The following is a 23,495-nucleotide window of genomic DNA, read 5'->3' on the forward strand; positions in this document are numbered from 1 at the left end:
AACTTTTTAATAGTTGTTTGGGTGGGGGTGTTTTTTTTTAAACTCCACACCACCAACGCGTTGCGGCCGGTCCTCCCCGACCCCCGGCGGGGGGGGCCCCCCGCACGGCCGGGAGGCGTACTCCCCCCGCCTCCCGGCCCTTTCTCCCTCCGAGGCGGCCCTCAGGACGCCGGGCCCACCCCGGTCTCCCCCGGTCGCACCAGCCCCGTCTCATAGGCGAGCACCACGGCCTGGGCACGGTCACGCAGTGTCAGCTTGGCGAAGATCCGGGCCACATGGGACTTCACGGTGGCCTCGCTCAGGGTCAGCTCTGCCGCCAGCTCCGCGTTGGAGCGCCCCCGGCCCAGCAGGGTCAGCACCTCGCGTTCCCGGGGGGTGAGGGGGGCGAGTGCCGTGTGCGCGGCGGGCGTCGCGGCCTCGCGACCGTCGTCCCGCGACGCGAAGCGTTCCACCAGCCGCCGGGTGATCGAGGGTGCCAGCAGGGCGTCGCCCGTGGTGACCAGCCGTACGGCGGCCGCCAGATGTTCCGGGGTGACGTCCTTGACCAGGAAGCCGCTGGCCCCGATCGACAGGGCCTGGTACACATACCGGTCCAGGTCGAAAGTGGTCAGCATCAGCACCCGGCACTCCGGTGCCTCCCGCAGGATCCTGCGGGTCGCCTCCAGACCGTCCATCACCGGCATGCGGATGTCCATCAGCACCACGTCGGGGGTCAGCCGGCGGGCCAGCTCCACCGCCTGAGCGCCGTCCGCCGCCGCACCGACCACATCGATCCCGCGCGAGGTCAGGATCAGGGAGAAGCCGGTCCGGATCAGGGTCTGGTCATCGGCGATCAGTACCCGGGGGCCGCGCCCGGCCCCATCGTCCGGCCCGCGCCCGGCCCCGCCGTCCGTTCCGCCCTCCGGTCCCGGCGCGTTCACGGCCGGTCCAGGGGGATACGGGCCCGGACCCGGTAGCCGCCGCCGAGACGACGCCGGGCGTCCAGCTCCCCTCCGTACACCGCGACCCTCTCCCGCAGGCCCAGCAGCCCACGGCCGGTGCCCTGGTCCCGGGGCGTGGTGGCGCGCGGGCCGCCCGTCAGGGCGCTGGGGCCGGAGTTGAGCACCTCCACCCGCAGCGCGTGGTCCGCGTACCGTACGGTCACCTCGGCCCTGCCTCCGTCGCCGTGGCGCAGCGCGTTGGTCAGCGCCTCCTGGATGATGCGGTAGACGGTGACGTCGACGCCCCGCGGCAGGGGGCGGGGCGCACCGAGGACATGGACCTCGACGGGGAGTCCGGCGAAGGAGATCCGGTCCACCAGCGGGCCCAGCCGGTCGAGGCCGGGCTGCGGCGCCAGTTCGGCCGCCCGCTCCTCCCCCTCCGTCCCCTCCGTACCGCCGTCACCGTTCTGCTCGGGGGCGAGCAGTCCCAGCAGATGGCGCAGATCGGTCATCGCGCCGCGCCCGGCGTCCTCGACGGCCCGCAGGGCGGCGGTGGCCGCGTCGGGCATGGTGCCGAGCACCTCACGGGCCGCGCCCGCCTGCACCACCATCACACTGACGTTGTGGCTGACGATGTCGTGGAGTTCCCTGGCGATACGGTCGCGTTCGGCGGCGACCGCGGCGCGGGCGGCGCTCTCCCGCTCCCGTTCCAGCAGCCAGCCCCGCTCCCCGACCGCCGCCCGCCGCTGACGCCGGGTCCGTACCAGCGCGACGGCCAGCGCCACGGCGGTCGCGCTCACGACCAGCGCCGCCGTGGCCCATGTCTGTGTCTCCCCCACCCGGCACACTCTGGCAGACCGGGGAGCGGGGCACCTCAACCGGGGGAACCATTGCCCTGCATCCCCGGGATGAGACGGGGTGCGCGATGCCATCCCCGGAGGGATGCCCGGCGCGTCCCCGCCCCCGTAGCGTCCCGGACATGATCACCGAACAGAGCGGGCCGGACGTGGTCGTCCGGCTCGACGGCGTACGCAAGGAATACGGGGAGACGACGGCACTGGACGGGGTGTCGCTGGAGATACGGGCCGGGGAGGCGGTCGCGGTCATGGGGCCGTCGGGGTGCGGCAAGTCCACCCTGCTCAACATGGTCGCGGGGCTGGACCGGCCGACGAACGGCAGGGTTCTGGTGCACGGGGAGGACGTGGGCCGGCTCAGTGAGCGGGACCTCGCGCTCTACCGGCGCCGCCGCATCGGCATGGTCTTCCAGTTCTTCAACCTGATCGACGATCTGTCGGCGCTGGACAACGTGGCCCTCGCCGCGCAGCTGACCGGCACCCCGGCCCGTCAGGCCCGTCGGCGCGCGCGGGAGCTCTTCGAGGAGCTGGAGATCACCGACCGCGCCCACGCCTACCCGGCGGTGCTCAGCGGCGGTGAGCGCCAGCGGGTCGCGGTGGCCCGCGCCCTGATGAACCGTCCGGCCCTGCTGCTGGCCGACGAGCCGACCGGCGCCCTGGACAGCCGCTCCGGTGAGCAGGTGATGGATCTGCTGCTCGACCTCAACCAGATCGGCCAGACCCTGATCCTGGTGACCCATGACGAGCGGCTGGCGCGGCGCTGTGCCAGCAGGCTGATCCGGTTCGCCGACGGCCGGGTGAGTGGCGAGCAGGCCGTGGAGGCACTGGCGTGAGGGCGGTGTGGCGGGCCGCGCGCGCGGCCGTACGGCGGCGCAGGCTCCAGACGCTGGTGATCGGGCTGGTCACGCTGGTGTCCACCGGTTCCATCGTGGTCGCGCTGGGTCTGGTGGACGCGGCGTCCGCGCCGTTCGACACGGTCTTCGCCCAGCAGCGCGGTCCGCATGTGGTGGCCACGTACGACCCGGCCCGGGTCTCGGACGAGAAGCTGGCGCGGGCGGTCCGCGACCCGTCGGTCGCGGCCGTCGCCGGACCGTACGGCCAGGCGTCGGTCACCCTGCCGGACGGCGCGCACCACTTCGGCCTGGGCGAGGAACTGAGGGTCGTGGGCCGTCCGGGGCCGGGCGGCCCGGTGGGCCGGGTGGAGCTCTGGGCGGGCCGCTGGGCGAGCGGGCCCGGTGAGATCGTGCTGAACCGTCAGTCGGACTGGAGCCGCGCCGATCTGGGGCGTCACCTCCAGGTGCCGTCGGGGCCCCGGCTGACGATCGTCGGGTTCGCCTTCGACCTGAGCCGTACGGCGGACGCCTGGGTCGCCCCGGAGCAGCTCACGGCGCTGGGCCGGACCGCCACCCAGGTCCTGTTCCGGTTCCGGGCGGCCGACACGGAGGAGCGGCTGCGGGACCAGCTGGCCGCCGTGAACGCGGGGCTGCCGAAGGACGCGCTGGGCGGCTCGCGTTCCCATCTCGCCCTCAAGGACCAGATCAGCGGATCCGCGCGGGCGTACGCGCCCTATCTGCTGGCCTTCGGTGTCCTCGGGATCGCGGTGTCGGTCCTGATCGTCGCCCATGTGGTCAGCGGGGCGGTGGTCTCCGGCTTCCGGCATATCGGGATCCTCAAGGCCCTCGGGTTCACCCCCGGGCAGGTGGTCGGCGTCTATCTCACGATGGTCGGTCTTCCGGCGCTGGTGGGCTGTGTGCTGGGCACCGTCGTCGGCAATCTGGTGGCGCGGCCGTTCTTCGGCTTCGTCTTCACCGGGCCGGACGCGGGGGTCTTCCATGACGAGGTCGCCGTCCCGGGCTGGGTGAACGCCGTCACCCTGCTGGGCATGCCCGCGGTCTGTGTCCTGGCGGCCCTCGCTCCCTCGGTCCGGGCCCACCGGCTCTCCGCCGCGCGGGCGATCAGCGCGGGCAGCGCCACGGGGCGCGGCCGGGCCCGGACCGTGCAGCGGCGGCTGGCGGGCAGCGCGCTGCCGCGCTCGGTCAGTCTGGGGATGGGGCTGCCGTTCGCCCGGCCGGGCCGCAGCGCCCTCACCCTGGCCGCCGTGGTGCTCGGGGTGACCACCGTGACGTTCGCGACCGGTCTGGCCACGACGATGACCCGGTTCGGGAACGCGGGACGGGACGCCTATGACATCACCGTGTACGCCATGGCCTACGCGGACGGCGAGGAGGTCCGGCCCCGCCACGGCGACCGGGAGCTGCACGCCCTGCTGGGCGCGCTGCCCGGCGCGCGGGAGGTCACCGCGCGGGCCAATGTGGACGTGCGCGGGGCGGGTTCGGTCCAGCCGGTGATGCTCGAAGGCCGCCGGGGCGACCGCCCCGACCTGGGCGATGTGCTCACCGAGGGCCGCTGGAACCGCGCCGCGGGAGAGGTGGTGGCCGGGTCGGCGTTTCTGCGCCAGAACGATCTGGAGGTCGGCGACCGGCTGCGGCTGGAGCGCGGTGCGCTCCACACCCAGGTGCTGATCGTCGGCGAACTGATGCAGAGCGACGGACGGCTGGTCGTCACCGACTGGCCGACGCTGACGGCGCTCGCCCCGGGCGAACGGCCCATCGCCTACCACGTCCGGCTGGGCGAGGGCACCGATCCGGCCGCCTACGCCCGTGCGGCGCGAGCCGCCGACCCCGGGACCAGTCCGACCCCCAGGGGACCCAACACCGCCTCCCAGACCATCGTCGGCTCCGCGTCGGTCCTCACCCTGGCGCTGGCCGTGGTCGCCTCGCTCGGGGTCTTCAACACGGTCGTCCTCACCACCCGGGAGCGGCGGCGCGACCTGGGGATGCTCAAGTCCATCGGGATGACGCCCCGCCAGGTCATGGTGATGACAGTGGTGTCGATGGGGGTGCTCGGGGTGGCCGGGTCACTGCTGGGCATCCCGCTCGGCATGGCGGGTTATGAGCTGGTGGTGCCACCGATGGCGGAGGCGGTGGACCTGGTCCTGCCCGCCACGATGACCGACGTCTGGCGGCCGCCGGTCCTGGGCGGGCTGGCGCTGGCCGGGGTGGTGATCGCGGTACTGGGCGCGCTGATCCCGGCGCGGGGCGCGGCCCGGCTGACGGTGGCGCAGGTCCTGCGGAACGAGTAGGCCGACGGTCCCGCCCGCGAGGGCGTCCGGCGGGGGCGGTGTCATGGGTGCGGGTACGGACGGCACGCGCGGCGGCCGGCCCCGCCGCGCGCGGCACCTCCCGGCACCTCCCGGCACCTCCGAGCGCCTGGCCCGGCCCGGTGGCACGGCCAGCGGGCCGGACGCTCCGCACGGACCGGATGCGACGAGGCAGGACCATCGGGCCGGGCGCGCTGCTCAGCCCGAGCACGGCGGCCGCCGCCAGACCGGACACGGCGGGGCCCGACCATCGGGCCCGGCGCACCACTCGGCCCGGACCCAGCGGTCAGCCCGAGCCCAGCGGTCAGGCCGGGCGTGACATCAGCATGACCGTCAGCGGCCCTATCTCCACGCTCCGCTCGGTGGCGAAGCCGACCCGGCGGTACAGCGCCTCGTTCGCGGGGTCCGCCGTCGTCAGGAAGAGGCCCTCGGCCCCCATCTCGCTCGCCACGACATGGTCGAGCAGCAGACGCCCCAGCCCTCGCCCCTGCCACTCCGGCACCACCCCGATGAACTCCAGGGTCCAGGCCGCGTCCGGATGGTGGGCGTCGGCGGCCCTCAGATGGCGCAGGGTGCGGCGCAGGGCCCCCAGACCGCACCGCCTCAGGGTGCGTGACGCCCACGCGGCCCGTGCTCCAGCGGACGGTTCGGCGCCCGGGGGCGTCAGTACGGCGGCGGCGACCGGCCGCCCCCGCTCGTCGCCGAGGGTCAGTCGGCGGGCACCGGGCAGGGTGGCGTGGGCGGCCAGGGTGGCGGCGAACCATTCGTCCCGTACGGCCGTGGAGTCACCGCAGATCCAGCGGACCGCCGACTCCCTGGCGAACGCCCCGGTCAGTACGGTCCGGCAGTCGGACTCGGAGGCCGTGTCCCGTACGGTCCAGGGTCCGGGGGCGGAACGGGGCTCGGCTGACGGTGGTGGCATGACAGGGGCCTCCGGGGGAGATGGGGTGAGGGGCGGGGGCGGTCCGGGGCGGGGGCTCCTGGAGCCGCCCCGCCCGGCGGGCCGGGTGGCTCGGCGTCCGTACGGCACACGGTCATGACCGGATGTCACGGCAGCGCACCACCCGGGTCAGGGCGTCAGGGCGGGGCGCCGCCCTGGCACGCCGGTCAGCCGTCGCGCCGGCGCAGCGGCGCCTCGGGCACGAGATGACAGACGAGCAGCTTGAGGAAGAACAGGGGAGCGAACCAGAGCAGGGCCTCGGGAACCGTCAGCCAGAAGAGGTTGGTGAGCACCGCCGCCATCCACACCGCGACCGCCACGGGCCGCTTGAGGTGGACGGGAGCGGTCTCCACGGCGCAGGCGCCCGCGAGCAGCAGACCCGCGTTCCCCAGGGCCCAGAGCAGATCCCCGTCCAGGACCACCAGACCCACCACGGCCAGGTGCCCCAGATGGGCCGCGACGAAGATCATGCGCGAGCGCCGCACCCCCGGCTCCGGGCGGTGGTACCAGCGCTTGGCCGCGTTGGTGGCGTTGGTGAGGACGCCTCCGATGAGGTCGAGCCCGGCGAGGGCGATGATGACGAGCTCCAGCACGGACCAGTTCTCGCGCGGCTCCGAGGCGGCCGGGGACCAGAGCCCGGCCGCGAGCAGCGCGGCGCACAGCACTCCGCCGCCGAGCTCGACGGCCGACTCGGCGCGGGTCTTGCCCGGTCCCATGAACCGTTCCAGCCGCCCCGTCGCCCCGGGCGGTGTCGGGGGTATCTCCCAGTCGGCGACCAGATCAGTGCGCATCCGTCCGCTCCCCCTGCCCCTCGCCGGTGGCCGTGCCCTGTCCCCACAGCCCGCGCAGCAGGGTCCACACCTGCTCGCGGTCCGGCTCTCCCCCGGCCGCCAGGGCGATGAGCGCCCACTCGTCCGCCGCCCGCAGCACCCCGGCGGTCGCCGCGACGAGCAGCCCGCTGTCGAGGTCGGTGCGGATGACGCCGATCCGCTGGCCGTCCGCGACCAGCGCGGTGAACCAGCCGAGCCACGCGGCGCTCTCGTCGTGGGCGACGGCCTCGGCGGCGAGCGCCAGGTCGTCGGGGTGCTCGCCGAGATGGCGGGCCAGGGCGTCGGTGCCGTGCTCCAGCCGCTCCCAGAAGGCGTCGGCGCCGGACGCGGGTGTCCAGGGGCCGAGGACGTCCAGCAGCCGCGCCAGGACGTCGTCGAGGACCGCTCCGAGGAGGTCCTCCCGGCCGTCGAAGTAGTGGTAGGCGGCGGTCTTCGAGATACCGGCGGCCTCGATGATCTTGTTGTAGGAGGCGTCCCGGGGGCCGTGTTCGGCGAAGTGCCGCCGGGCGACGGCGAGGATCGCGGCCTGCCGTTCCGGGGGTTGCCGGTGGAAGCGAGGGAGGGGCGGTGTCATGAGAATGACTGTACACACTATTGGGGTGTACTACCAGTACACCCCAAGGGTCTTCGCCGGTCGCACCGCGAAGCGCCCCGCGCCACCGTGACACCAGAGCCCCGGGCGAGCCTCCACCCCGTCGCGCCCGTCACACCCCGGGCGCCGCCCTCCATCCCGGACACGGCCCACCGGAGGGCGGGGGCCCGCACGTACACCGCGCGGCGCGGACACGGCCCGGAGCGGGTCGGCAGGCGCCCCCGGGTACGCGGCGCGGTGCCACGCGAAGGCCACCGAACCGCCACACCGCTTCCCCACGATGGCGAGGTCCAGCGAGGCAATCCGCGCCGAAGGGGAGAGCGCATGGATCCGCGGTACCAGGAGTTCTGTCAGGCCGACCGGGAGTTCTACGACACGCCCGGACACGGCCGGACCGCCGCCGACCTCTTCGACGTCCACCGCCGCCAGCTGCCGCCGGAGTGGTGGCGCGCGTGTCCCCAGGGCTGGCGGTCCTATGCCCCGCGTGACACCTCGCTCCCCGCACAGGGGTGGAAGATCCATGTGTCGGCGACGCCCGCCGACGCCGAGAGGACGGCGGGCACGGTCTGGGAGTACTGCCTGGCCGAGCGCCTCCCCTTCAAGGTCACCACGGGGCCGCTGGAGTTCCTGCTGAAGAACTCCAAGTACGCCGACCGCTCCGCCAGCGGCAAGCTCGCGACGATCTACCCGGCCGGTGAACTCACCCTGGCCCGCGTCCTGGACGAGCTGGGCGAGCTGCTCCACGGCCAGGAGGGTCCGTACATCCTCAGCGACCTGCGCTGGCGCGAGGGGCCGCTGTACGTACGGTACGGCGCCTTCCGTCAGCGTTCCGTCGTCGACGAGCGCGGCAGGGCCGTACCCGCCGTCGAGACCCCGGAGGGCGGACTCGTGCCCGATCCGCGCGGGCCCGTCTTCCGCACCCCCGCCTGGGTCACCGTGCCCGCCTTCCTCCAGCCGGAGCTGGACCGGCGCGCCGGGCTGACGCTGGACTCCTTCCCGTACGAGATCGTCCGCGCGCTCCACTTCTCCAACGGCGGCGGCGTCTACGAGGCCAGGGAACGGGCCACCGGCCGCAGGCTGGTGATCAAGGAGGCCCGGCACCACGCCGGGCTGGACGCCGCCGGGCAGGACGCGGTCACCCGGCTCCGCCATGAACAGGACATGCTCACCCGGCTGCGGGCGCTGGACTGCGTCCCGAAGGTGGTCGCCCATCTGGCCCTCGGGGAGAGCGAGTTCCTGGTGGAGGAGTTCATCGACGGAACCGTCGTCAGTGATCTGTACGCCGATCGCAACCCGCTCTCGACCGCCTCGGCCGACGCGGGCCGGATCGCCGACTACCGCGATCTCGTGGACCGGGTCTGCGCGGCCGTCGAACGGGCGGTGCGCGCGGTACACGGCCACGGGATCGTCTTCGGCGACCTCCAGCCGTCCAATGTGATCGTGTGCGAGGAGGAGGGGCGGCCTCCGCGCGCCGTCCTCGTCGACTTCGAGGTGGCCTGGCCGGTGGAGCTGCCCCGGCGGCTGACCCTGGCCACACCCGGCTTCAGCGCCCCCACGGCCGTCGAGGGCTTCGCCGTGGACACCTACGCGCTCGCCGCGCTGCGGCTCGCGCTGCTGGCCCCGCTGACCACCCTCGTCCCGCTCGATCCCGGCAAGGCCGCCGATCTGGCACGCCAGGCGACCGACGCCTTCGCCCTGCCATCCATGGCACTGGACGAGGTGGTCACCACGCTCACCGCCCACGCGCCACCGGCGGGCGTCCCGGCGGACGACGGGGCCCGGATCGCGCTCGACCACGACGGCTGGCCCACGCTGCGTGACTCCCTGGCCGCCGCCATCGCCGACAGCGCGACCCCCACGCGAGACGACCGGCTCTTCCCCGGCGACATCGCGCAGTTCACCGGCGCCGGGGGGCTCGACTTCGCGCACGGGGCGGCGGGCGTCCTGTGGGCCCTGGGGGCCAGCGGCGCGCCCGTCCCGCAGGACCAGATCGGCTGGCTGACGCGCCGGACCCGCGCGGCCGCCGCCGGGCTGCCACCCGGCTTCTACGACGGCGCGCACGGCATCGCCTACGTCCTGCGGAGCCTGGGCCGGCCCGCCGAGGCCCTGGCCCTGCTGGAGCAGCACACGCGGGTGGACCCCGACGCCCTGGACAGCGGCCTGTACTCCGGTCTCTCCGGCATCGCCCTCGCCCTCCTCGACTTCGCCGCGCGGGGCCACGGTGACCACTTCCACGACCGTGGCCTGGCGCTCGCCTCGGTGGTGCGCGACCGTGTCCTCGCCCGCGCCCGACGCGCCGAACCCCCCAGCCGCGCGACCCCCGCCGGACTGCTCCGGGGCGCCTCGGGCCCCGCGCTGCTGATGACCCGGCTGTACGAGAGCGAAGGCGATCCGTCCTGGCTCGACGCGGCGGCGACCGCGCTCCGGCTGGACCTCCAGCGCTGTGTGACCATCGCCGACGGAGCCCTGGAGGTGGACGAGGGGTGGCGCGTCAACCCCTACCTCCACTCGGGCAGCACCGGCATCGGCCTCGTGCTCCAGCGCTGGCTGCGGCACCGGACGGAGCCGGATCTGGCCGCGGCGCTGCACGGGGCGGGGCTCGCGGCCCAGGTGAACTACTACGTCTTCCCCGGGCTCCTGGAGGGACGGGCAGGCATGGTCCTGTTCCACGCGATGGACCCGGGCCGCGATCCCGGGGTCCGCGAGCGGCTCGCGGCCCAGGTCGACGGCCTCACCTGGCACCAACTGCGCCGCCGGGGCCGAATCGCCTTTCCCGGCAACCAGCTGTTGCGGCTGTCGATGGATCTGGCGACCGGCGGCGCCGGGATCCTGCTGGCCCTCGCGGCGGCCCACGGCACCCCCGCCGACAGCGGAGTGAGCCTGCCCTTCCTGCTCTGACGGGGGTCCGCCGCCGGTCCTCGCCCAACACCCGCTCCTACGAGCGGCCCAGATGTCCCCGGGACATCCGCCCGGGGAGAAACGGCCCCGCCACGGCACACCGCCACGGCGGGGTCAGACGAAAGGAGAGCACCATGGCCCTGTACGACCTCCAGGACCTCCAGGCCCACGACGAGCTGACGAGCAACCCGCGCGGCAGCTGGTGGAGCTTCATCGCCTGCTGATGACCGCGGCGGTATAACCACCACGGTCGGCGCCACGACCGCTGGGGTGGGCGGCTGAGCACACACATCCGTCCACCCCGGCCCGGTGGAGGAGTCTCCCCCCACGATCGGCTCCTCCACCACCGCCCCGGCTGACCGCCGGGGCACCGAGGGCATGTGGCTCACTCCCAGCGCGGGTCACATGCCCTCTCCGGCGTCCTGGACACGGTCGGCCCAGCGCCGGGCAGGGCGGTTGTCCACCGCCCGGCGCCCCCGGTGGTGGCCGGACCAGGCCGGATCCGGCGAGGCGGAGTCCTGCGCTCGGTCAGGGCGGCGGCGTCCTCCCGGCCCGTGAGGCATCGGGCATCGGGCATCGGGCATCGGGCATCGGGCATCGGGCATCGGGCATCGGGCATCGGGCATCGGGAAAGAGCACACGAGCCCGGTCGGATGGACGTGGCGTGTCCGGGCCCGGCGAACGGGCCAAGGGCCCCGGTCCCGGTCCCGGTCCCGGTCCCGAGCGACCGTCAGCGTCCGTGCCGCGCCCGGCCGACCCAGCGTGCCAGGCCCCGCCGTGGGCGCCGCGACGAGCGGTCGCCCCGGCCCGGTGACCGTGATGGCGATTCCGGCGACTCCGCCGTCTCCGGCTCGTCCGCCGCGCCGGGAGCCCGCCGCCAGTCGTCGTCCGGCGACAGCAGGGGCGCCTTGCGCTCCGTCTGCGCCCGGATCTCGTGGTGCGCCTCATGGGCGGTGGCGCGGAAGGCCTCCTCGTACGAGGCCAGCGCGGCACTCATCGCCCCTCCGGCGAGGCCGCGTCGGCGGATGCGCAGCGCGAGCCCGGCGAAGAGACCCACCATCGCCGCGAGGACACCCACGAAGGCCAGTAACCCCAGTAACCCATCCATACCGCGAGCCTATGCCTCCGGCCGGTGCCGGGCCACGCCCCGCTGCCGGCCACGGCCCGGGAGACCTGGCCCGACACCGAGCGGGCCGAACGCCAGGAGGAGCGGTTCGCCGAGCGGTACGGCATCGCGCTCGACCGGGACCACGAGCGCTTCTCTCTGTTGCTCGACCCGTTGACCTGGGGACAGCCGCGCGCCGCCGCCGCTCCCGGCGGGGCGGCGCCCGAGTCCTAGGGGCCCCGGCGGCCGCCCCGGCGCACCGCCCGCTCCGCCCAGTCACCCGACGCCGCACCGGAGCTGACTCGGCCACAGAACCCTGGCCAGGCATGATGTGCGCGTGTCAATCCTCTCTCCGTGGACCCAGCAGCCCCCGCCGCACGGCCCTATGGTCGTCTGTGGTGACGATGCCCTGGCGCACCGGCTCGCCACCGAACTGAGCGACGTCTACCGAGAACAGGTGATCCTCGTCGTCCCCGACGACGGGCCCGCACCACGGGAACCGGGACGGCGCGTGCCGCGCGGGCTGCGGGCACTGACGCTCTTCGGCCGGAACGCGATGACCACCGACCGCACCAGGTCCTCGGCCCGCCCGCCCGGCGGCACGCCCCGGCTGGTCGCGGCGTCCGAGGCCGACGACGCCCTGCTGACCGCGGTCGGCGTCCAGCGCGCCAGCGCGCTGGCGCTGGTGTACGAGGACGACGAGGCCAACATCCGCGCCGCGCTCATCGCCCGACGGCTCAACCCCCGGCTGCGGCTGGTGATCCGGCTCTACAACCGCAAGCTCGGCCAGCATCTGGAGGAACTGCTCGACCAGGCGGCCTCGGTCGCGGCCCCCGAACTCGGCACGGGCTGGCTGGACGCCTCCACCACCGTCCTGTCCGACGCCGACACCGCCGCCCCCGCCCTGGCCGCCACCGCCGTGGCGGGGACCAGCAAGGTCATCCACGCGGACGGCCTGCTGCTGCGTGCCGTCGAGCGCACCCCGCCCGGCCGTGGTGAGGTCGCCGATACGGGGCTGTGCACCCTGGCGCTGCTCTCGGCCACCTCCAGCGACCCGGCGGGCAACGACGGCTCCGACAGCAGCGGCGACCAGGGGCCGCAGCTCCTGCCGGACGATCAGGCCGTGACGGCCGCCACCGGGCGGGGCATCGTCGCCCTGGAAGCCGTGCGGCATCCCACGCAGGCGTCCCCCCGACGGCTGAGCGCCACCGCGCTGCCGGTGGCCTCGCTCTTCTCCCGCCGGGTGCTCTGGTCGTTCGCGGCGATCGTGGCGGCCGTCGCCGGGCTGGCGGTGGCCGCCTGGGTCACCACGGACACCCACCCGCTCAACGCCGTCCATCTGACCCTGCTGGACCTGTTCGCGATCGGCGACCCCGCCGTGGACGAGTCGACCGACCGTCAGCTGCTCCAGCTCCTGGCGGGGTTCGTCGGGCTGCTGCTGCTTCCCCTGCTGGTCGCCGGGTTGCTGGAGGCCCTGGGAGCCTTCCGTACGGCGACCGCCCTGCGACGACCGCCGCGCGGTCTCTCCGGGCACGTGGTCCTGCTGGGGCTGGGCAAGATAGGCACCCGGGTGCTGGGACGGCTGCGGGAGCTGGACATCCCGGTGGTGTGTGTCGAGTCCGACCCCGAGGCACGTGGTGTGGCGCTCGCCCGTCAGCTACGGGTGCCCGTGATCCTCGGCGATGTCACGGAGGAGGGGGTCCTGGAGAGCGCCCGGGTCCACCGCGCCCATGCGCTGCTCGCCCTGACCAGCACGGACACCACCAATCTGGAAGCCGCGCTGTACGCCCGTACCGTACGGCCCGCGCTGCGCGTGGCATTGCGGCTGTACGACGACGACTTCGCCACCGCCGTGTACCGCACCCTGCGGACCACGCACCCCCATGCCCTCACCCGCAGCCGCAGTGTGTCCAGTCTGGCGGCGCCCGCCTTCGCCGGAGCCATGATGGGACGTCAGATCCTGGGCGCCATACCGGTGGAACGCCGGGTGCTGCTCATCGCCGCCCTCGATGTGGCGGGAAACCCCCGGCTGGAGGGTCGTACGGTCGCGGAGGCGTTCCGGCCCGGTGCCTGGCGGGTCATCGCCCTGGACACCACCGCGCCGGGCGAGCGCAGCCCCGATCTGTCGGCGCGGCCCAGCGGGTCCGCCGGAGCGCGCGCTCCCGGCCTGGTCTGGGATCTGCATCCGGGTCAGGTACTGGGCCCCGAGGACCGGGTGGTCCTGGCCACGACCCGCCGGGGGCTGGCCCAGCTGCTGGGCCGCGCGCCCCGATAAGAACACCGAGAACACCCGGGTCTCCGGTACGAGTGCCTCAGAGGCCCTCGCGCACCGTCCACCGCCGGCGGCGACCGGCCCGAGACCTCTGAGGCACTCCCCTGGCCCGTATCCGAGGGTGCCCGGCGTCCCTCCGGCGTCCCGGAGGCGCGCACCCGCGACGGATAAGCCGGGCCCACGGCCGCGGCGCTCAGTGGCCGGAGGCGGCCGCCACGGTGCCGTCCGGTGCCGCCCGGCACCGGACGGCACACGGCCGGGTCAGGCGGTCGCCGCACCGGCCGGGGCCGTGGCCCCGGCGTCGGCCTGCGGGGCGCCGGACACGGCGTCGGCCGTCGCCGAGTACCAGACGGCCTTCTGCTTGGTCTCCCGCTGCACCCGCCCCTTGGCGACATGCGCGTTGAGGGCGTCCCGGACGACGGCGACGGTCGTCTGGAGATGGGCGTGGGCCTGCGCGACCTCCTGCGCGACCTCCTTCGCCGTCCTCGGCTCAACGGTCTTCCGGAGCAGTTCCAGCACGGCCGCGCGCAGCGTGGGCTTGGCGTCCGGTGCCGCCGCGGCCGTGGCCGTCGCGCGGCCCGCGGTGGCGTCGGTGGCGGCGGTGGCGTCGGAGGTGGCGCTCCGCCGCCCGCCGGTGGCGGGCTTGGACTCCCGCGAGCGGCGCGGCTTGGGCACGGCGGCCGCGCCCTTCGCGGGGGTGGCGCGCTTGGCGACCCCGGTGGCCTTCACGGCCTTGGCGGGCTTGGCGGCCTTGGCCGTCTCGCCTTCGGATCGCGGTGCCGCCTCGGCTGACACGGTGTCAGCAGCCGGGGTGGCCGCGGCCTCGGCCGGAGGGGCGACGTCGGCTGACGCGGTGTCATCCACCACACCGTTCTGGCTCTCCTGGGCGGCACCCCGCTCCCCGGCCGCCGTGGTCGCGGTGTCGAGCATCCGCGAGAGCCACCCCTCGTCGCTCTGGAGCTGCTTCAGCCGCGCGTCGAGCTCCGCCAGCTGTACGCGCACATGGGCCTGTTCCGTCTCGTTCTTCTCCAACTCGGCGGCGAACTGCGTCGCGTACTGGCCCCTGAGGCCGTCCTTGCCGGGACCGGGGGTTTCGTTGGTCATCACCACTCCTTGATTGCCGGGTGCTTGTACCTGACGTGTGACGCCGCATCGTAGCCACTCCGGATGTGTACCCACAGGGCGGCGGGGGCGGCCCTGACGGCTTTCCGGCCCGAGCGGGCGCTGTTGTGCGGGTCTGCCCCGGATCCGGCGGCGTGAACCCCCGTGGTCCCGGGAACCTGCCCAGGGACGGTGCCTGAGCCGTCTCAGGCCGTCACGGCGGGCCCGGCGACGGCGGGTTCGCGGCGGTGTCAGGGTCGCGGTCCCCACCCTTCGCGCCCGGGGAACGCGGTGGGCACGGCGCTCGCGATCACCACCTGATCGTGGGGTCCTCTCCCGTGCGGGACACTGACGCCGCTCTCCCCCGCACGGTACGGAAGGTGCCGGACCAGGCCCGCGTCCAGGCCACAGGCACTTCCGCCGTCACCACCGTGGCGGAGCCGTCACCGTCTACCAGGGTGCGACCGCCCGTACCACCGTGACCAGCAACTGACCGTCGTGGACCCGGTAGCGGACGATGACGAAGCGTCCGATGTTCGCCGTACGCAGGTCCTTGTCCCCGCCCACGGGAGCGGAGTGGTGTCCGTAGGGGTCCCGGCCGAGCCGGGCGGCGATCTCCGTCTTCACCTGGCCGCGCACCGCCGCCGACAGGGCGGCGAGACCGTGTTCGGCCTCGGCGGTGTAGCGGACCTCGTAGCGGCTCACCGGCCGTCCTCGCCGGGACGCACCGGAGTGCCGTCCTCGTGGAGGACACCCGACCAGTCCCCCGCGTCGAGCCGGGCGACGATCTCCTCGTCCTCCCGCTGTGCCTCATCGGGCAGGGCGAAGCGCATGATGGCGACCATCCGCACCTGCTCCAGCGGGGTCGCGGCGATCACGCGGTCGAACTCGGCCCTGCGCTCCTCGGGCAGCTGGGCCCTGATCTCGCCCAGGGTGTTGGGCAGTTCGACGCGCCGTCCCCGCACCACCGTCGTCAGCACCAGCGCTCTCCTCCCCCTGCGGGCCGATCCGGTCAGCCTGGCACATGGCGCGGACGCCGGGGAGGGCGCACGGACCGCGCGCGCGATCCGGCGGAGCGCCGCCACTTGACCTCAACCAAAGTTGAGGTCAGAGGGTAGTGCTCGCACGGCGGCACGACCGCACACCGCACCGACCACAAAGGGGTTCAGCCATGCACGCCATCCGCCTCCACGCCTTCGGACCCGCGGAGAACCTGACCTACGAGCAGGTCGACGACCCGGTCCCCGGCCCCGGTCAGGTACGGATCGCCGTCGCGGCGGCGGGCGTCCACGTCCTCGACACCGCGCTGCGCCAGGGGCAGAGCGGCCCCACCCACACCCGTGCCGAACTGCCCACCATCCCCGGCCGCGAGGTCGCGGGCACGGTCGACGCCCTCGGTGAGGGCACCGATCCGGCCTGGCTCGGCCGTAAGGTCGTCGTCCACCTCGGGATGGTCCCCGGCGGCTACGCCGAACACGCCGTCACCGACGCCGAACGCCTCCAGGAGATCCCGGACAACCTCGACGAGGCCGAGGCCGTCGCCATGATCGGCACCGGCCGCACGGCGATGGGCATCGTCCAGTTCGTCACACCGCCCGGCCCCGGCACCGTGGCGATCGTCACCGCCGCCGCGGGCGGACTGGGCTCACTGCTGGTTCAGTACGTCACGAACGCGGGCGGCACCGTGATCGGCCTGGCGGGCGGTCCGGCGAAGGTCGCCCATGTCCAGGCGCTCGGCGCCGGTCTCGCGGTGGACTACACCCGGCCCGACTGGGCCGACGAGGTCGCCGCGTACCTCGGTGAGCGCCGGGCCACCGTCGTCTTCGACGCGGTCGGCGGGCCGACGGCACGGGCCGCCGTCGACCTCCTCGGGCCGGGCGGCCAGCACGTCGTCTACGGCTGGATGGGACAGGGTCCCCATGACGGTGAGCCGCTCAGCTTCCCGGACGAGGAACTCGCGGCCCGTGGCATCAGCTCCGAGCTGGTGCTCGGGCCGGAGATGCTGCGCCGGGCGGGCGGGACCATACGCCATCTGGAGAACCGCGCGCTCGCCGAGGCGGCGGCGGGACGGCTGCGGCCCACCGTCCAGCGGTTCCGGCTGGCCGACGCCGCGCTGGCGCACCAGGCCCTGGAGACACGGGCGACCATGGGCAAGGTCGTCCTCGTGCCCTGACGTGCCCTGACGCGCCCTGGCGGACAGGTCGTCACACGGCCCGCCGACAGGGCGTGTCCGCGCGGTGGCGCCGTCCTCCCCTGGTCTTCGTCCAGGGGGAGGGGCCTGCGTGTCCGGGGGCATCGCCACCCGGCACGCCAGGCCCGGAGGGAGCCGGGCGTCGCGCGCCGGGCGAGAGCCGCGGACACGACACGGGGCCGTCACACGGACGGCGGCGGCACCCGAGGGGACGGGGACGCGAAGCGGTCGAGCGCCCGCAGCACATGGGCGCGGGTCGTCGCGTCCCCCAGGTGCCCCGCCTCCTCGACCACGGTCAGCTCGGCCCCCGGCCAGCGCCGCGCCAGCTCCCACGCGGTGGTCACCGGTGATCCGAGGTCGAGCCGCCCGTGGATCAGGACACCGGGGATGCCGGCGAGCCGCCCCGCCTCGCGGATCAGCTCCCCCTCCGCCAGCCAGGCGCCATGGGAGAAGTAGTGCGCGCACAGCCGCACGAAGGCGAGCCGGGCCGCGGAGGGCCGGTCTCCATAGGTGCGGAAGGCACCCTGGGTCTCGCCGGAGAGGACCGTGTCCTCCCAGGCGCACCAGTCGTCCGTGGCCCGCTCCCGTACGGCGGGGTCGGGGTCGTTGGTCAGCCGGGCGTAGGCGGCGACGACATCGCCGTCGCGGGGCGTGCCCGGGGCCCCGGCGAGGAACCGCTCCCACGCCTCGGGGAAGAGACGGCCCACGCCCCGGTAGAGCCAGTCGGTCTCCGAGCGCCGGGTGGTGGTGACCGCGCTGATCACGATCTCGGAGACCCGCTCGGGGTGCCGCTGGGCATAGGCCAGGAGCAGGGTGGAGCCCCAGGAACCCCCGTACAACAGCCAGCGGTCGATGCCCAGATGACGGCGGAGCCGTTCCATGTCGGCGATCAGGTGCGGGGTCGTGTTGTGGCGCAGCCCGGTCGCCGGGTCGCTGGCGTGCGGGGTGCTGCGGCCGCAGCCCCGCTGGTCGAAGAGGACGACACGGTAGCGGTCGGGGTCGAAGTACCGCCGTACGGTCGTGCCGCAGCCGCTGCCGGGACCGCCGTGGACGACGAGCGCGGGCTTGCCCTCCGGGTTGCCGCAGACCTCCCAGTACACGGCGTTGCCGTCGCCGACGTCGAGCATGCCCGACGCGTGGGGCTCGACCGGCGGATGGAGCTCCCCCGGGGCGGCCCGGCTCGTGGCGCCCGTCGTCTCGTCGGGGTCCCGGTATCCGGCGGACCAGGGGACGGGGCAGGGCCCGTCATGCTGGGGCTCGGGGCACAGGGTGGCGGTGAGCGCGTCGGACAGCTCGTCCATCCGGCGCCGGGACGGCAGCGCCACCGCCACCCGGATCTCGTGGATCCGGCGATCACCGGGGTCGGCGCCGGGGTGCTCGACCGCCCACTGACGCGGCAGTTCCTCATGGAGTTCGGCGAGCGTCATCTCGCCCCCGTCGGTCTCCTCGTCCCCGTCCGCCACCGTCAACTCGGCCGACAGGGCCCACGCGTCGAGCACTCCGTGGAAGCCGTCGACCGTCCGTCCGACTCCGCCGGGGGTGGCGTAGACGCCGATCTGGATCTCATACAGGGGCATGGGGGCCTCTCGTTCCGGGGAGCCGGGGGGCGCAGCGCGCCGCCCGGCGGCGAGGCTACCCATACCCACCGCCGCGTCGGCACCGGTTTTCCCGGCCCACTCGCGCCACCGGGGCCGTCGCGGCCGTACGGCGCGCACCCGCGCCACCCCGGCCGACACGGTCCTGCGCCGCGCACCCGGCCCCGGGTGAGGTGGTCACAGCGGACGGCGGTAGCGCACCTCCCTGAGCACGACATCGCCGTAGGTGTCGTCCTGTTCGCCCCCGTCGGCCGTGTACCCCGCGCGCTCGTAGAACCGGCGGGCCCCGGTGTTCCCGGCCAGCACCCAGAGGGCGATCGTGGCGAACCCCTCGGCCGTGGCGCGCTCGTGGACGGTGTCCAGCAGCGCCCGGCCGATGCCCTGACCGGTCAGGTCCGGCCGCACGTACAGGGCGTACACCTCGCCGGTCCGCGCCTCGCCGTCCACCGGGCGCCAGGGTCCGAAGCTGACCCAGCCCACGGGGCCGGCACCCGCGTCGGCGACGAGGTCGGTGCCACGGCGCCGGGGATCGGTGAACCACGCGCGGCGGCGCCGCGCGTCGTCCTCGACCGTCATGCCGTCCAGATACGACTGCGGCACGATCCCCGCGTAGGCGGTCTGCCAGCCCCGCACCCGGACGGCGGAGACCGCCTCGACATCGACTTCGCTCATGTCCCGTACACGTACCATCGCACCACCCTAAGGCCCTGGTCAGACGCCATGCACCGCGATGGGGGCGTGACCTGTCCGCGCGCGGGTCACCCGGCCGGGCGGGGTGGGGCGCGTGCCGGAACGGGTGCCCGCGGACCGGGGCGCGGGCCGCGCGTAGGCTCCCGGCGTGCTCTCTTCCCGGCCTTCCGTGCCCCACCCGACCACCGCCCCGTATTCGGCGACGGGCGGTGGGCGCGCATGAGCGACGCGGCGCTGACGGCCGTCTCGGTCCTGCTGCTCGTGGCGACGCTGGTGTCCGCCGTGCTGCGCCCATGGGGATGGCCGGAGGCGGTGGTCGCGGTGCCCGCCGCCGTCCTCGTGATCGCCACGGGGGCGATCCCGCTGGGTGACGCGCTGGAGGAGACGGGGCGGCTGGCGCCCGTGGTCGGCTTCCTGGCGGCCGTCCTCGTCCTCGCCCGGCTCTGTGACGACGAGGGACTCTTCCGGGCCTGCGGGGCGTGGGTGGCCCGCGCGGCACGGCACCGGCCACGCGCGCTGCTGGCGCAGGTGTTCGCGGTGGCGTCCGTGGTGACGGCGGCCCTGAGCCTGGACGCCACGGTGGTGCTGCTCACCCCGGTCGTCTTCGCGACCGTCGCCCGGCTCGGGGCCCGGCCCAAACCGTATGTCTACGCGTGCGCGCACCTGGCGAACTCCGCCTCCGTCCTGCTGCCCGTCTCCAATCTGACCAATCTGCTCGCGTTCACCGAGAGCGGGCTGACGTTCACCCGCTTCGCGGCGCTGATGCTGCTGCCGTGGCTGGTCGCCATCGCGGTGGAGTACGGGGTCTTCCGCCGCTTCTTCGCCGCCGACCTCGCCTCCCTGACCGACCCGGGCGCCTCCCCCACCGATCAGGGCGCCGCGGCCCCCGAGGAGGCGGCGGAGCCACGGATGCCGCTCTTCGCCCTGGTCACCGTCGGCGGTACGCTCGCCGGGTTCATCGTCACCTCGGCGGCGGGCATCTCACCGGCGTGGGCCGCCACGGCCGGGGCGGCGGTGCTCGCCGTCCGCGCGCTGGCCCGTCGGCGCACCACGCCCCGCGCCCTGCTGGACGCCGCCGACGTGCCCTTCCTCGTCTTCGTCCTCGCCCTCGGTGTCATCGTCCGGGCCGTCGTCGACAACGGGCTCGGGGACGCGCTGGGACGGCTCATCCCCGACGGCACCGGTCTGCTCGCCCTCCTCGCCCTGGCGGCGCTCGGCGCCGTCCTCGCCAACCTCATCAACAACCTGCCGGCCGTGCTGGTGCTGCTGCCGCTCACCGCGCCCCTGGGTCCCGGGGCGGTGCTCGCCGTCCTGCTCGGGGTGAACATCGGGCCCAACCTGACCTACGCGGGGTCGCTCGCCACCCTGTTGTGGCGGCGGAGCCTGCGCGCCCACGACACCGACGCGGAGCTGGGCGAGTTCACCCGGCTGGGTCTGCTCACGGTCCCGGCCGCGCTCGTAGGGTCGGTGGTGGCGCTGTGGCTCTCACTCGCCGTCCTGGGAGGCTGACCATGGCCGTCGTCGTCTGGATCGTGGAGGGCACCTGGCCCGCGTGCGTGGACGCGGCACGCGCCCATCCGGCGCGCGACGGGCGGACGGTGCTGCTGTACGTGACCACCCCGGAGGCCGTCGGGGTGGCCCGGGGCGCGCACGCCTCACTGCTCGGCCGCACGGGTGAGCGCCCCGGGCTCCTCCACGGCTGGGGCAGGGACCCGGGGGCGGAGGTGGAGCGGCTCGCGGCGGACGCGGCGGACGCGTTGCTCACGGAGGCGGCGGTCCGGCTGGGGCGGCCCTGCCGCCGTGTGGCGCGTACGGGCCGGGCCGAGCGCGAGGTCGTCGCCGAGGCCGCCGGGGCGGAGCTGATGATCTGCGCCCGGGACGGCGACCGTACCCGGCTCGGGCCGCACAGCCTCGGTCCCGCCACGCGCTATGTCGTCGACCACGCGCCGTGCCCGCTGCTGCTGGTGTGGCCGGGACCGGCGCCGGGCACGGACACCCTCCCGCCGCCGCCGGAGCGCCCGCCCGGCCGTCCCTAGGAGGTGTCGGTCTCCGTACCGCCCCCCGGTCTCCGGCGGCCGGTACGGGGTCAGGGAGTGTCCTCGATGGGGCGTTGTTCTCCCTCTGGTCAAGTCCAGGGGAGGGAGTGGCGCATGGACCCCGGTGGACGGCGGAGGGCCCGGGGCACTCCCCCGGACTCCGCCCGAGGGCGCCCCCGGGCCGCCGGACCCAGGGGGCACGGCGGACGGACGGTACGTCGAGGACACGGCCCGGCGCGGTGGCTCAGTGGGCGGAGAAGCCGCCGTCCACGAAGAGCGTATGGCCGGTGACATAGGCGGAGCCGGGGCTCGCCAGGAAGACCGCCGCGCCCGCGAAGTCCCCGGCCAGGCCGTTGCGTCCCACCATGGTCCGGGCGGCCAGGGCGCGCACCCGCTCCGGATCGGCGGCGAGCCGGGTGTTGAGCCGGGTCAGGACGAACCCCGGCACCAGGGTGTTGCAGGTGACGCCGTGGGGTGACCACGCCTCGGCCTGGGACCGGGCCAGGGACTCCAGCGCGCCCTTGGAGACCCCGTAGACACCGCTCCGGGCGAAGGCCCGGTGGGCCTGCTGGGAGGTGACATGGATGATCCGGCCGTAGCCGCGCTCGGCCATCCCGGGCCCGAAGCGCTCCCCGAGCAGGAAGGGTGCCTCCAGGTTGACCGCCATCGTGGTGTCCCACACGTCCTCGGCGACCTCGCCCATCGGCGGGCGCAGATTGACACCCGCCGCGTTGACGAGGATGTCCGGCTCGCCGAAGGCGTCGGTGATCCGCTCCGCCGCCGCGCGGATGCCCGCACGGTCCCCCAGGTCGGCGCTGACCCACGCGGCCCGGCAGCCCTGGTCGGTCAGTTCCGTCACGGTCTCGGTCAGATCGCTCTCGGTGCGTGCCACGACGACCACCCGGGCGCCCGCCCGCGCGAGGGCTCCGGCGATGCCACGGCCGATGCCCGAGCTGCCGCCGGTGACCACCGCGACCCGGCCGTCGAGCGAGAAGAGGGAGGAGAGATAGGAGTCGCTGATCATCTCCGCACCCTATGGCGCACGCGCCGGACCGCCGGAGGGCGGGTGCCCGGACGGCTGAGGACCCGGGTGCCCGGCCGCGCGGTTGCCAGGCTGCCTGGTTGCCTGGTTGCCGTCCGTACCGATCACCCCGTACCCGACAGCAACCGTCCGCCGTGACTATCGCGTGGTGATCCATGTGTTCGCGGTGGTCGATGGGATCACCACTGACGCTTCCCCATGCTCACGATGGAAGGGAAGAACCCTGTGACGATGCCCGGCACACGCGCCACCCGCCGGTCGGTACTGGCCCTCGGTACCGGAGCGGCACTGGCCCTCGGAACAGGCGCGGCGGTGGCCGCCGAGCCCCGGCGCTCCCCCCGGGACCCGCTCGGGGACCGTTCGGCCGAACACCGCCTGCGGGAGCTGGAGCGGGAACACGGGGTGCTGCTCGGTGTCTACGCCCGCAACACCGTGACCGGGAGGACGGTGGCGTACCGGGCCGACCGGCCCTTTCCCCTGTGCTCGGTCTTCAAGACGTACGCGGCGGCCGCCGTCCTGGACCGGCTTGACCACGACGGCCGGTTTCTGGCCCAGCGCCGCTTCTACACCGCGGAGTTCGTCGAGGAGTCCGGGGGCGGCGCCATCACCCAGGACAATGTCGCCACCGGTATGACGGTCGGTGAACTGTGCTCCGCCACCATCAGCTACAGCGACAACGCCGCCGCCAACCTGCTGCTGCGCGACCTCGGCGGCCCCACCAGCGTCACCCGCTTCTGCCGTGGTCTCGGCGACCCCCACACCCGGCTGGACCGCTGGGAGCCCGACCTCAACTCGGCCGATCCCTGGCGCGCGGAGGACACCACGACGCCCCGGGCCTCCGCCCGCAACTACGCCCGGCTCGTCCTCGGCGATGTCCTGGACCCCGCCGACCGCGAGCTGCTCACCGGCTGGCTGCTGGCCAACACCACCAGCACCCACCGGATGCGCGCCGGAATCCCCGCCCACTGGCCCCTCGGCGACAAGACCGGCGCGGGCCGGTACGGCACCAACAACGATGTGGGCATCGCCTGGGCGCCCGGTGGCCGGCCGCTGGTGCTCTCGATCTTCTCGACCAAGGACACCGAGGCCGCGCCGCGCGATGACGCGGCCGTCCGCAAGGCCGCCACGCTGCTCGCGGAGACGCTCACCCAGGACTGAGCGGGCCCGCCCGGCGACCGAGCGGGGTCTGGTCCGGCGCCCAGGACAGCGCCGGACCAGCGCGGCGGCGGCTCACACCGCCCAAACCGCGACGAACACGAGGAGCCCGGC

20 protein-coding genes and 1 pseudogene are annotated in these 23,495 nt (G+C 74.5%); 9 read left to right on the forward strand and 12 right to left on the reverse strand.

Features of this window, described 5'->3' with window-relative positions; all coding sequences use genetic code 11:
* Positions 1 to 161: 161 nt before the first annotated feature.
* Positions 162 to 836: a response regulator gene (locus tag ACFVIM_RS16625; protein WP_384301735.1), complete on the reverse strand. Its 675-nt coding sequence runs from the start codon at positions 834 to 836 to the stop codon at positions 162 to 164.
* An 80-nt stretch (positions 837 to 916) separates the two neighbouring features.
* Positions 917 to 1,759, reverse strand: coding sequence for a sensor histidine kinase (locus ACFVIM_RS16630; protein WP_384301707.1), 843 nt, complete (start codon positions 1,757 to 1,759; stop codon positions 917 to 919).
* A 140-nt stretch (positions 1,760 to 1,899) separates the two neighbouring features.
* On the opposite strand from ACFVIM_RS16630, the gene ACFVIM_RS16635 reads away from it, so the two are divergent.
* On the forward strand, positions 1,900 to 2,607 hold the full coding sequence (locus ACFVIM_RS16635; protein ID WP_384301709.1) for an ABC transporter ATP-binding protein: 708 nt from the start codon (positions 1,900 to 1,902) through the stop codon (positions 2,605 to 2,607).
* Positions 2,604 to 4,916 carry an ABC transporter permease gene (locus ACFVIM_RS16640; RefSeq protein WP_384301711.1) on the forward strand — a complete coding sequence of 771 codons (2,313 nt, stop codon included), beginning with the start codon at positions 2,604 to 2,606 and terminating at the stop codon, positions 4,914 to 4,916. The genes ACFVIM_RS16635 and ACFVIM_RS16640 overlap by 4 nt, the downstream gene beginning before the upstream one ends.
* Positions 4,917 to 5,238: 322 nt before the next feature.
* Here the strand turns inward: ACFVIM_RS16640 and ACFVIM_RS16645 are convergent, their stop codons facing one another.
* The 3 genes from ACFVIM_RS16645 to ACFVIM_RS16655 all read right to left on the reverse strand — a co-directional run bounded on the left by ACFVIM_RS16645 (position 5,239) and on the right by ACFVIM_RS16655 (position 7,278).
* Complete coding sequence (locus ACFVIM_RS16645; protein ID WP_384301713.1) at positions 5,239 to 5,856, reverse strand: GNAT family N-acetyltransferase; 618 nt, start codon at positions 5,854 to 5,856, stop codon at positions 5,239 to 5,241.
* 185 nt (positions 5,857 to 6,041) lie between these two features.
* On the reverse strand, positions 6,042 to 6,665 hold the full coding sequence (locus ACFVIM_RS16650) for a hypothetical protein (protein WP_384301715.1): 624 nt from the start codon (positions 6,663 to 6,665) through the stop codon (positions 6,042 to 6,044).
* The gene (locus ACFVIM_RS16655; RefSeq protein ID WP_384301716.1) at positions 6,655 to 7,278 is read right to left on the reverse strand and encodes a TetR/AcrR family transcriptional regulator; all 624 of its coding nucleotides are present in this window, start codon (positions 7,276 to 7,278) and stop codon (positions 6,655 to 6,657) included. The genes ACFVIM_RS16650 and ACFVIM_RS16655 overlap by 11 nt, the downstream gene beginning before the upstream one ends.
* A 342-nt stretch (positions 7,279 to 7,620) precedes the next feature.
* On the opposite strand from ACFVIM_RS16655, the gene lanKC reads away from it, so the two are divergent.
* Entirely contained in the window at positions 7,621 to 10,194 is a 2,574-nt protein-coding gene (gene lanKC, locus ACFVIM_RS16660) for a class III lanthionine synthetase LanKC (RefSeq protein WP_384301718.1), read from the forward strand.
* A 730-nt stretch (positions 10,195 to 10,924) separates the two neighbouring features.
* Here lanKC and ACFVIM_RS16665 read toward each other — a convergent pair.
* Positions 10,925 to 11,302 (reverse strand): hypothetical protein, encoded by a 378-nt coding sequence (locus ACFVIM_RS16665; protein WP_384301719.1) that lies wholly within the window; start codon positions 11,300 to 11,302, stop codon positions 10,925 to 10,927.
* A gap of 24 nt (positions 11,303 to 11,326) precedes the next feature.
* Here ACFVIM_RS16665 and ACFVIM_RS16670 point away from each other — a divergent pair, with 24 nt between their 5' ends.
* Together ACFVIM_RS16670 and ACFVIM_RS16675 are read left to right on the forward strand one after the other, a co-directional pair.
* Positions 11,327 to 11,533 carry a hypothetical protein gene (locus ACFVIM_RS16670; protein WP_384301720.1) on the forward strand — a complete coding sequence of 69 codons (207 nt, stop codon included), beginning with the start codon at positions 11,327 to 11,329 and terminating at the stop codon, positions 11,531 to 11,533.
* Between the two features lie 151 nt (positions 11,534 to 11,684).
* Positions 11,685 to 13,574, forward strand: coding sequence for an NAD-binding protein (locus ACFVIM_RS16675; protein WP_384301737.1), 1,890 nt, complete (start codon positions 11,685 to 11,687; stop codon positions 13,572 to 13,574).
* A 258-nt stretch (positions 13,575 to 13,832) separates the two neighbouring features.
* On the opposite strand, the gene ACFVIM_RS16680 is transcribed toward ACFVIM_RS16675, so the two are convergent.
* The 3 genes from ACFVIM_RS16680 to ACFVIM_RS16690 form a co-directional block, all read right to left on the reverse strand.
* Entirely contained in the window at positions 13,833 to 14,675 is an 843-nt protein-coding gene (locus ACFVIM_RS16680) for a hypothetical protein (RefSeq protein WP_384301722.1), read from the reverse strand.
* Between the two features lie 447 nt (positions 14,676 to 15,122).
* Positions 15,123 to 15,377 (reverse strand): type II toxin-antitoxin system RelE/ParE family toxin, encoded by a 255-nt coding sequence (locus ACFVIM_RS16685; RefSeq protein WP_384301723.1) that lies wholly within the window; start codon positions 15,375 to 15,377, stop codon positions 15,123 to 15,125.
* Positions 15,374 to 15,652 carry a hypothetical protein gene (locus tag ACFVIM_RS16690; RefSeq protein WP_384301725.1) on the reverse strand — a complete coding sequence of 93 codons (279 nt, stop codon included), beginning with the start codon at positions 15,650 to 15,652 and terminating at the stop codon, positions 15,374 to 15,376. The genes ACFVIM_RS16685 and ACFVIM_RS16690 overlap by 4 nt, the downstream gene beginning before the upstream one ends.
* Before the next feature lie 191 nt (positions 15,653 to 15,843).
* Here ACFVIM_RS16690 and ACFVIM_RS16695 point away from each other — a divergent pair, with 191 nt between their 5' ends.
* Positions 15,844 to 16,845, forward strand: coding sequence for a zinc-binding dehydrogenase (locus ACFVIM_RS16695; protein WP_384301726.1), 1,002 nt, complete (start codon positions 15,844 to 15,846; stop codon positions 16,843 to 16,845).
* A 200-nt stretch (positions 16,846 to 17,045) separates the two neighbouring features.
* Here the strand turns inward: ACFVIM_RS16695 and pip are convergent.
* Both pip and ACFVIM_RS16705 read right to left on the reverse strand, forming a co-directional pair.
* Positions 17,046 to 18,032 (reverse strand): annotated as a pseudogene (gene pip, locus ACFVIM_RS16700) (prolyl aminopeptidase); the annotation flags it as partial.
* A gap of 603 nt (positions 18,033 to 18,635) precedes the next feature.
* Entirely contained in the window at positions 18,636 to 19,130 is a 495-nt protein-coding gene (locus ACFVIM_RS16705; protein ID WP_384301727.1) for a GNAT family N-acetyltransferase, read from the reverse strand.
* A 237-nt stretch (positions 19,131 to 19,367) separates the two neighbouring features.
* On the opposite strand from ACFVIM_RS16705, the gene ACFVIM_RS16710 reads away from it, so the two are divergent.
* On the forward strand, positions 19,368 to 20,657 hold the full coding sequence (locus ACFVIM_RS16710) for an SLC13 family permease (RefSeq protein ID WP_384301729.1): 1,290 nt from the start codon (positions 19,368 to 19,370) through the stop codon (positions 20,655 to 20,657).
* Between the two features lie 2 nt (positions 20,658 to 20,659).
* On the forward strand, positions 20,660 to 21,184 hold the full coding sequence (locus tag ACFVIM_RS16715; RefSeq protein WP_384301731.1) for a universal stress protein: 525 nt from the start codon (positions 20,660 to 20,662) through the stop codon (positions 21,182 to 21,184).
* Positions 21,185 to 21,428: 244 nt separating this feature from the next.
* Here ACFVIM_RS16715 and ACFVIM_RS16720 read toward each other — a convergent pair whose 3' ends face one another.
* Positions 21,429 to 22,208 carry an SDR family NAD(P)-dependent oxidoreductase gene (locus tag ACFVIM_RS16720; RefSeq protein WP_384301732.1) on the reverse strand — a complete coding sequence of 260 codons (780 nt, stop codon included), beginning with the start codon at positions 22,206 to 22,208 and terminating at the stop codon, positions 21,429 to 21,431.
* 249 nt (positions 22,209 to 22,457) lie between these two features.
* Between ACFVIM_RS16720 and bla the strand changes: the two genes are divergently transcribed.
* Positions 22,458 to 23,384: a class A beta-lactamase gene (bla, locus tag ACFVIM_RS16725; protein WP_384301734.1), complete on the forward strand. Its 927-nt coding sequence runs from the start codon at positions 22,458 to 22,460 to the stop codon at positions 23,382 to 23,384.
* Positions 23,385 to 23,495 lie beyond the last annotated feature (111 nt).

This window comes from Streptomyces sp. NPDC057638 (assembly GCF_042800315.1).
Classification (GTDB): Bacteria; Actinomycetota; Actinomycetes; order Streptomycetales; family Streptomycetaceae; genus Streptomyces.

Coding starts and splice junctions, on each gene's coding strand:
- ACFVIM_RS16635 (WP_384301709.1), top strand. CDS start 1,900: ATGATCACCGAACAGAGCGGGCCGGACGTGGTCGTCCGGCTCGACGGC.
- ACFVIM_RS16645 (WP_384301713.1), bottom strand. CDS start 5,856: ATGCCACCACCGTCAGCCGAGCCCCGTTCCGCCCCCGGACCCTGGACC.
- ACFVIM_RS16650 (WP_384301715.1), bottom strand. CDS start 6,665: ATGCGCACTGATCTGGTCGCCGACTGGGAGATACCCCCGACACCGCCC.
- ACFVIM_RS16655 (WP_384301716.1), bottom strand. CDS start 7,278: ATGACACCGCCCCTCCCTCGCTTCCACCGGCAACCCCCGGAACGGCAG.
- lanKC (WP_384301718.1), top strand. CDS start 7,621: ATGGATCCGCGGTACCAGGAGTTCTGTCAGGCCGACCGGGAGTTCTAC.
- ACFVIM_RS16665 (WP_384301719.1), bottom strand. CDS start 11,302: ATGGATGGGTTACTGGGGTTACTGGCCTTCGTGGGTGTCCTCGCGGCG.
- ACFVIM_RS16675 (WP_384301737.1), top strand. CDS start 11,685: ATGGTCGTCTGTGGTGACGATGCCCTGGCGCACCGGCTCGCCACCGAA.
- ACFVIM_RS16680 (WP_384301722.1), bottom strand. CDS start 14,675: ATGACCAACGAAACCCCCGGTCCCGGCAAGGACGGCCTCAGGGGCCAG.
- ACFVIM_RS16695 (WP_384301726.1), top strand. CDS start 15,844: ATGCACGCCATCCGCCTCCACGCCTTCGGACCCGCGGAGAACCTGACC.
- ACFVIM_RS16705 (WP_384301727.1), bottom strand. CDS start 19,130: ATGAGCGAAGTCGATGTCGAGGCGGTCTCCGCCGTCCGGGTGCGGGGC.
- ACFVIM_RS16710 (WP_384301729.1), top strand. CDS start 19,368: ATGAGCGACGCGGCGCTGACGGCCGTCTCGGTCCTGCTGCTCGTGGCG.
- ACFVIM_RS16715 (WP_384301731.1), top strand. CDS start 20,660: ATGGCCGTCGTCGTCTGGATCGTGGAGGGCACCTGGCCCGCGTGCGTG.
- ACFVIM_RS16720 (WP_384301732.1), bottom strand. CDS start 22,208: ATGATCAGCGACTCCTATCTCTCCTCCCTCTTCTCGCTCGACGGCCGG.
- bla (WP_384301734.1), top strand. CDS start 22,458: ATGCCCGGCACACGCGCCACCCGCCGGTCGGTACTGGCCCTCGGTACC.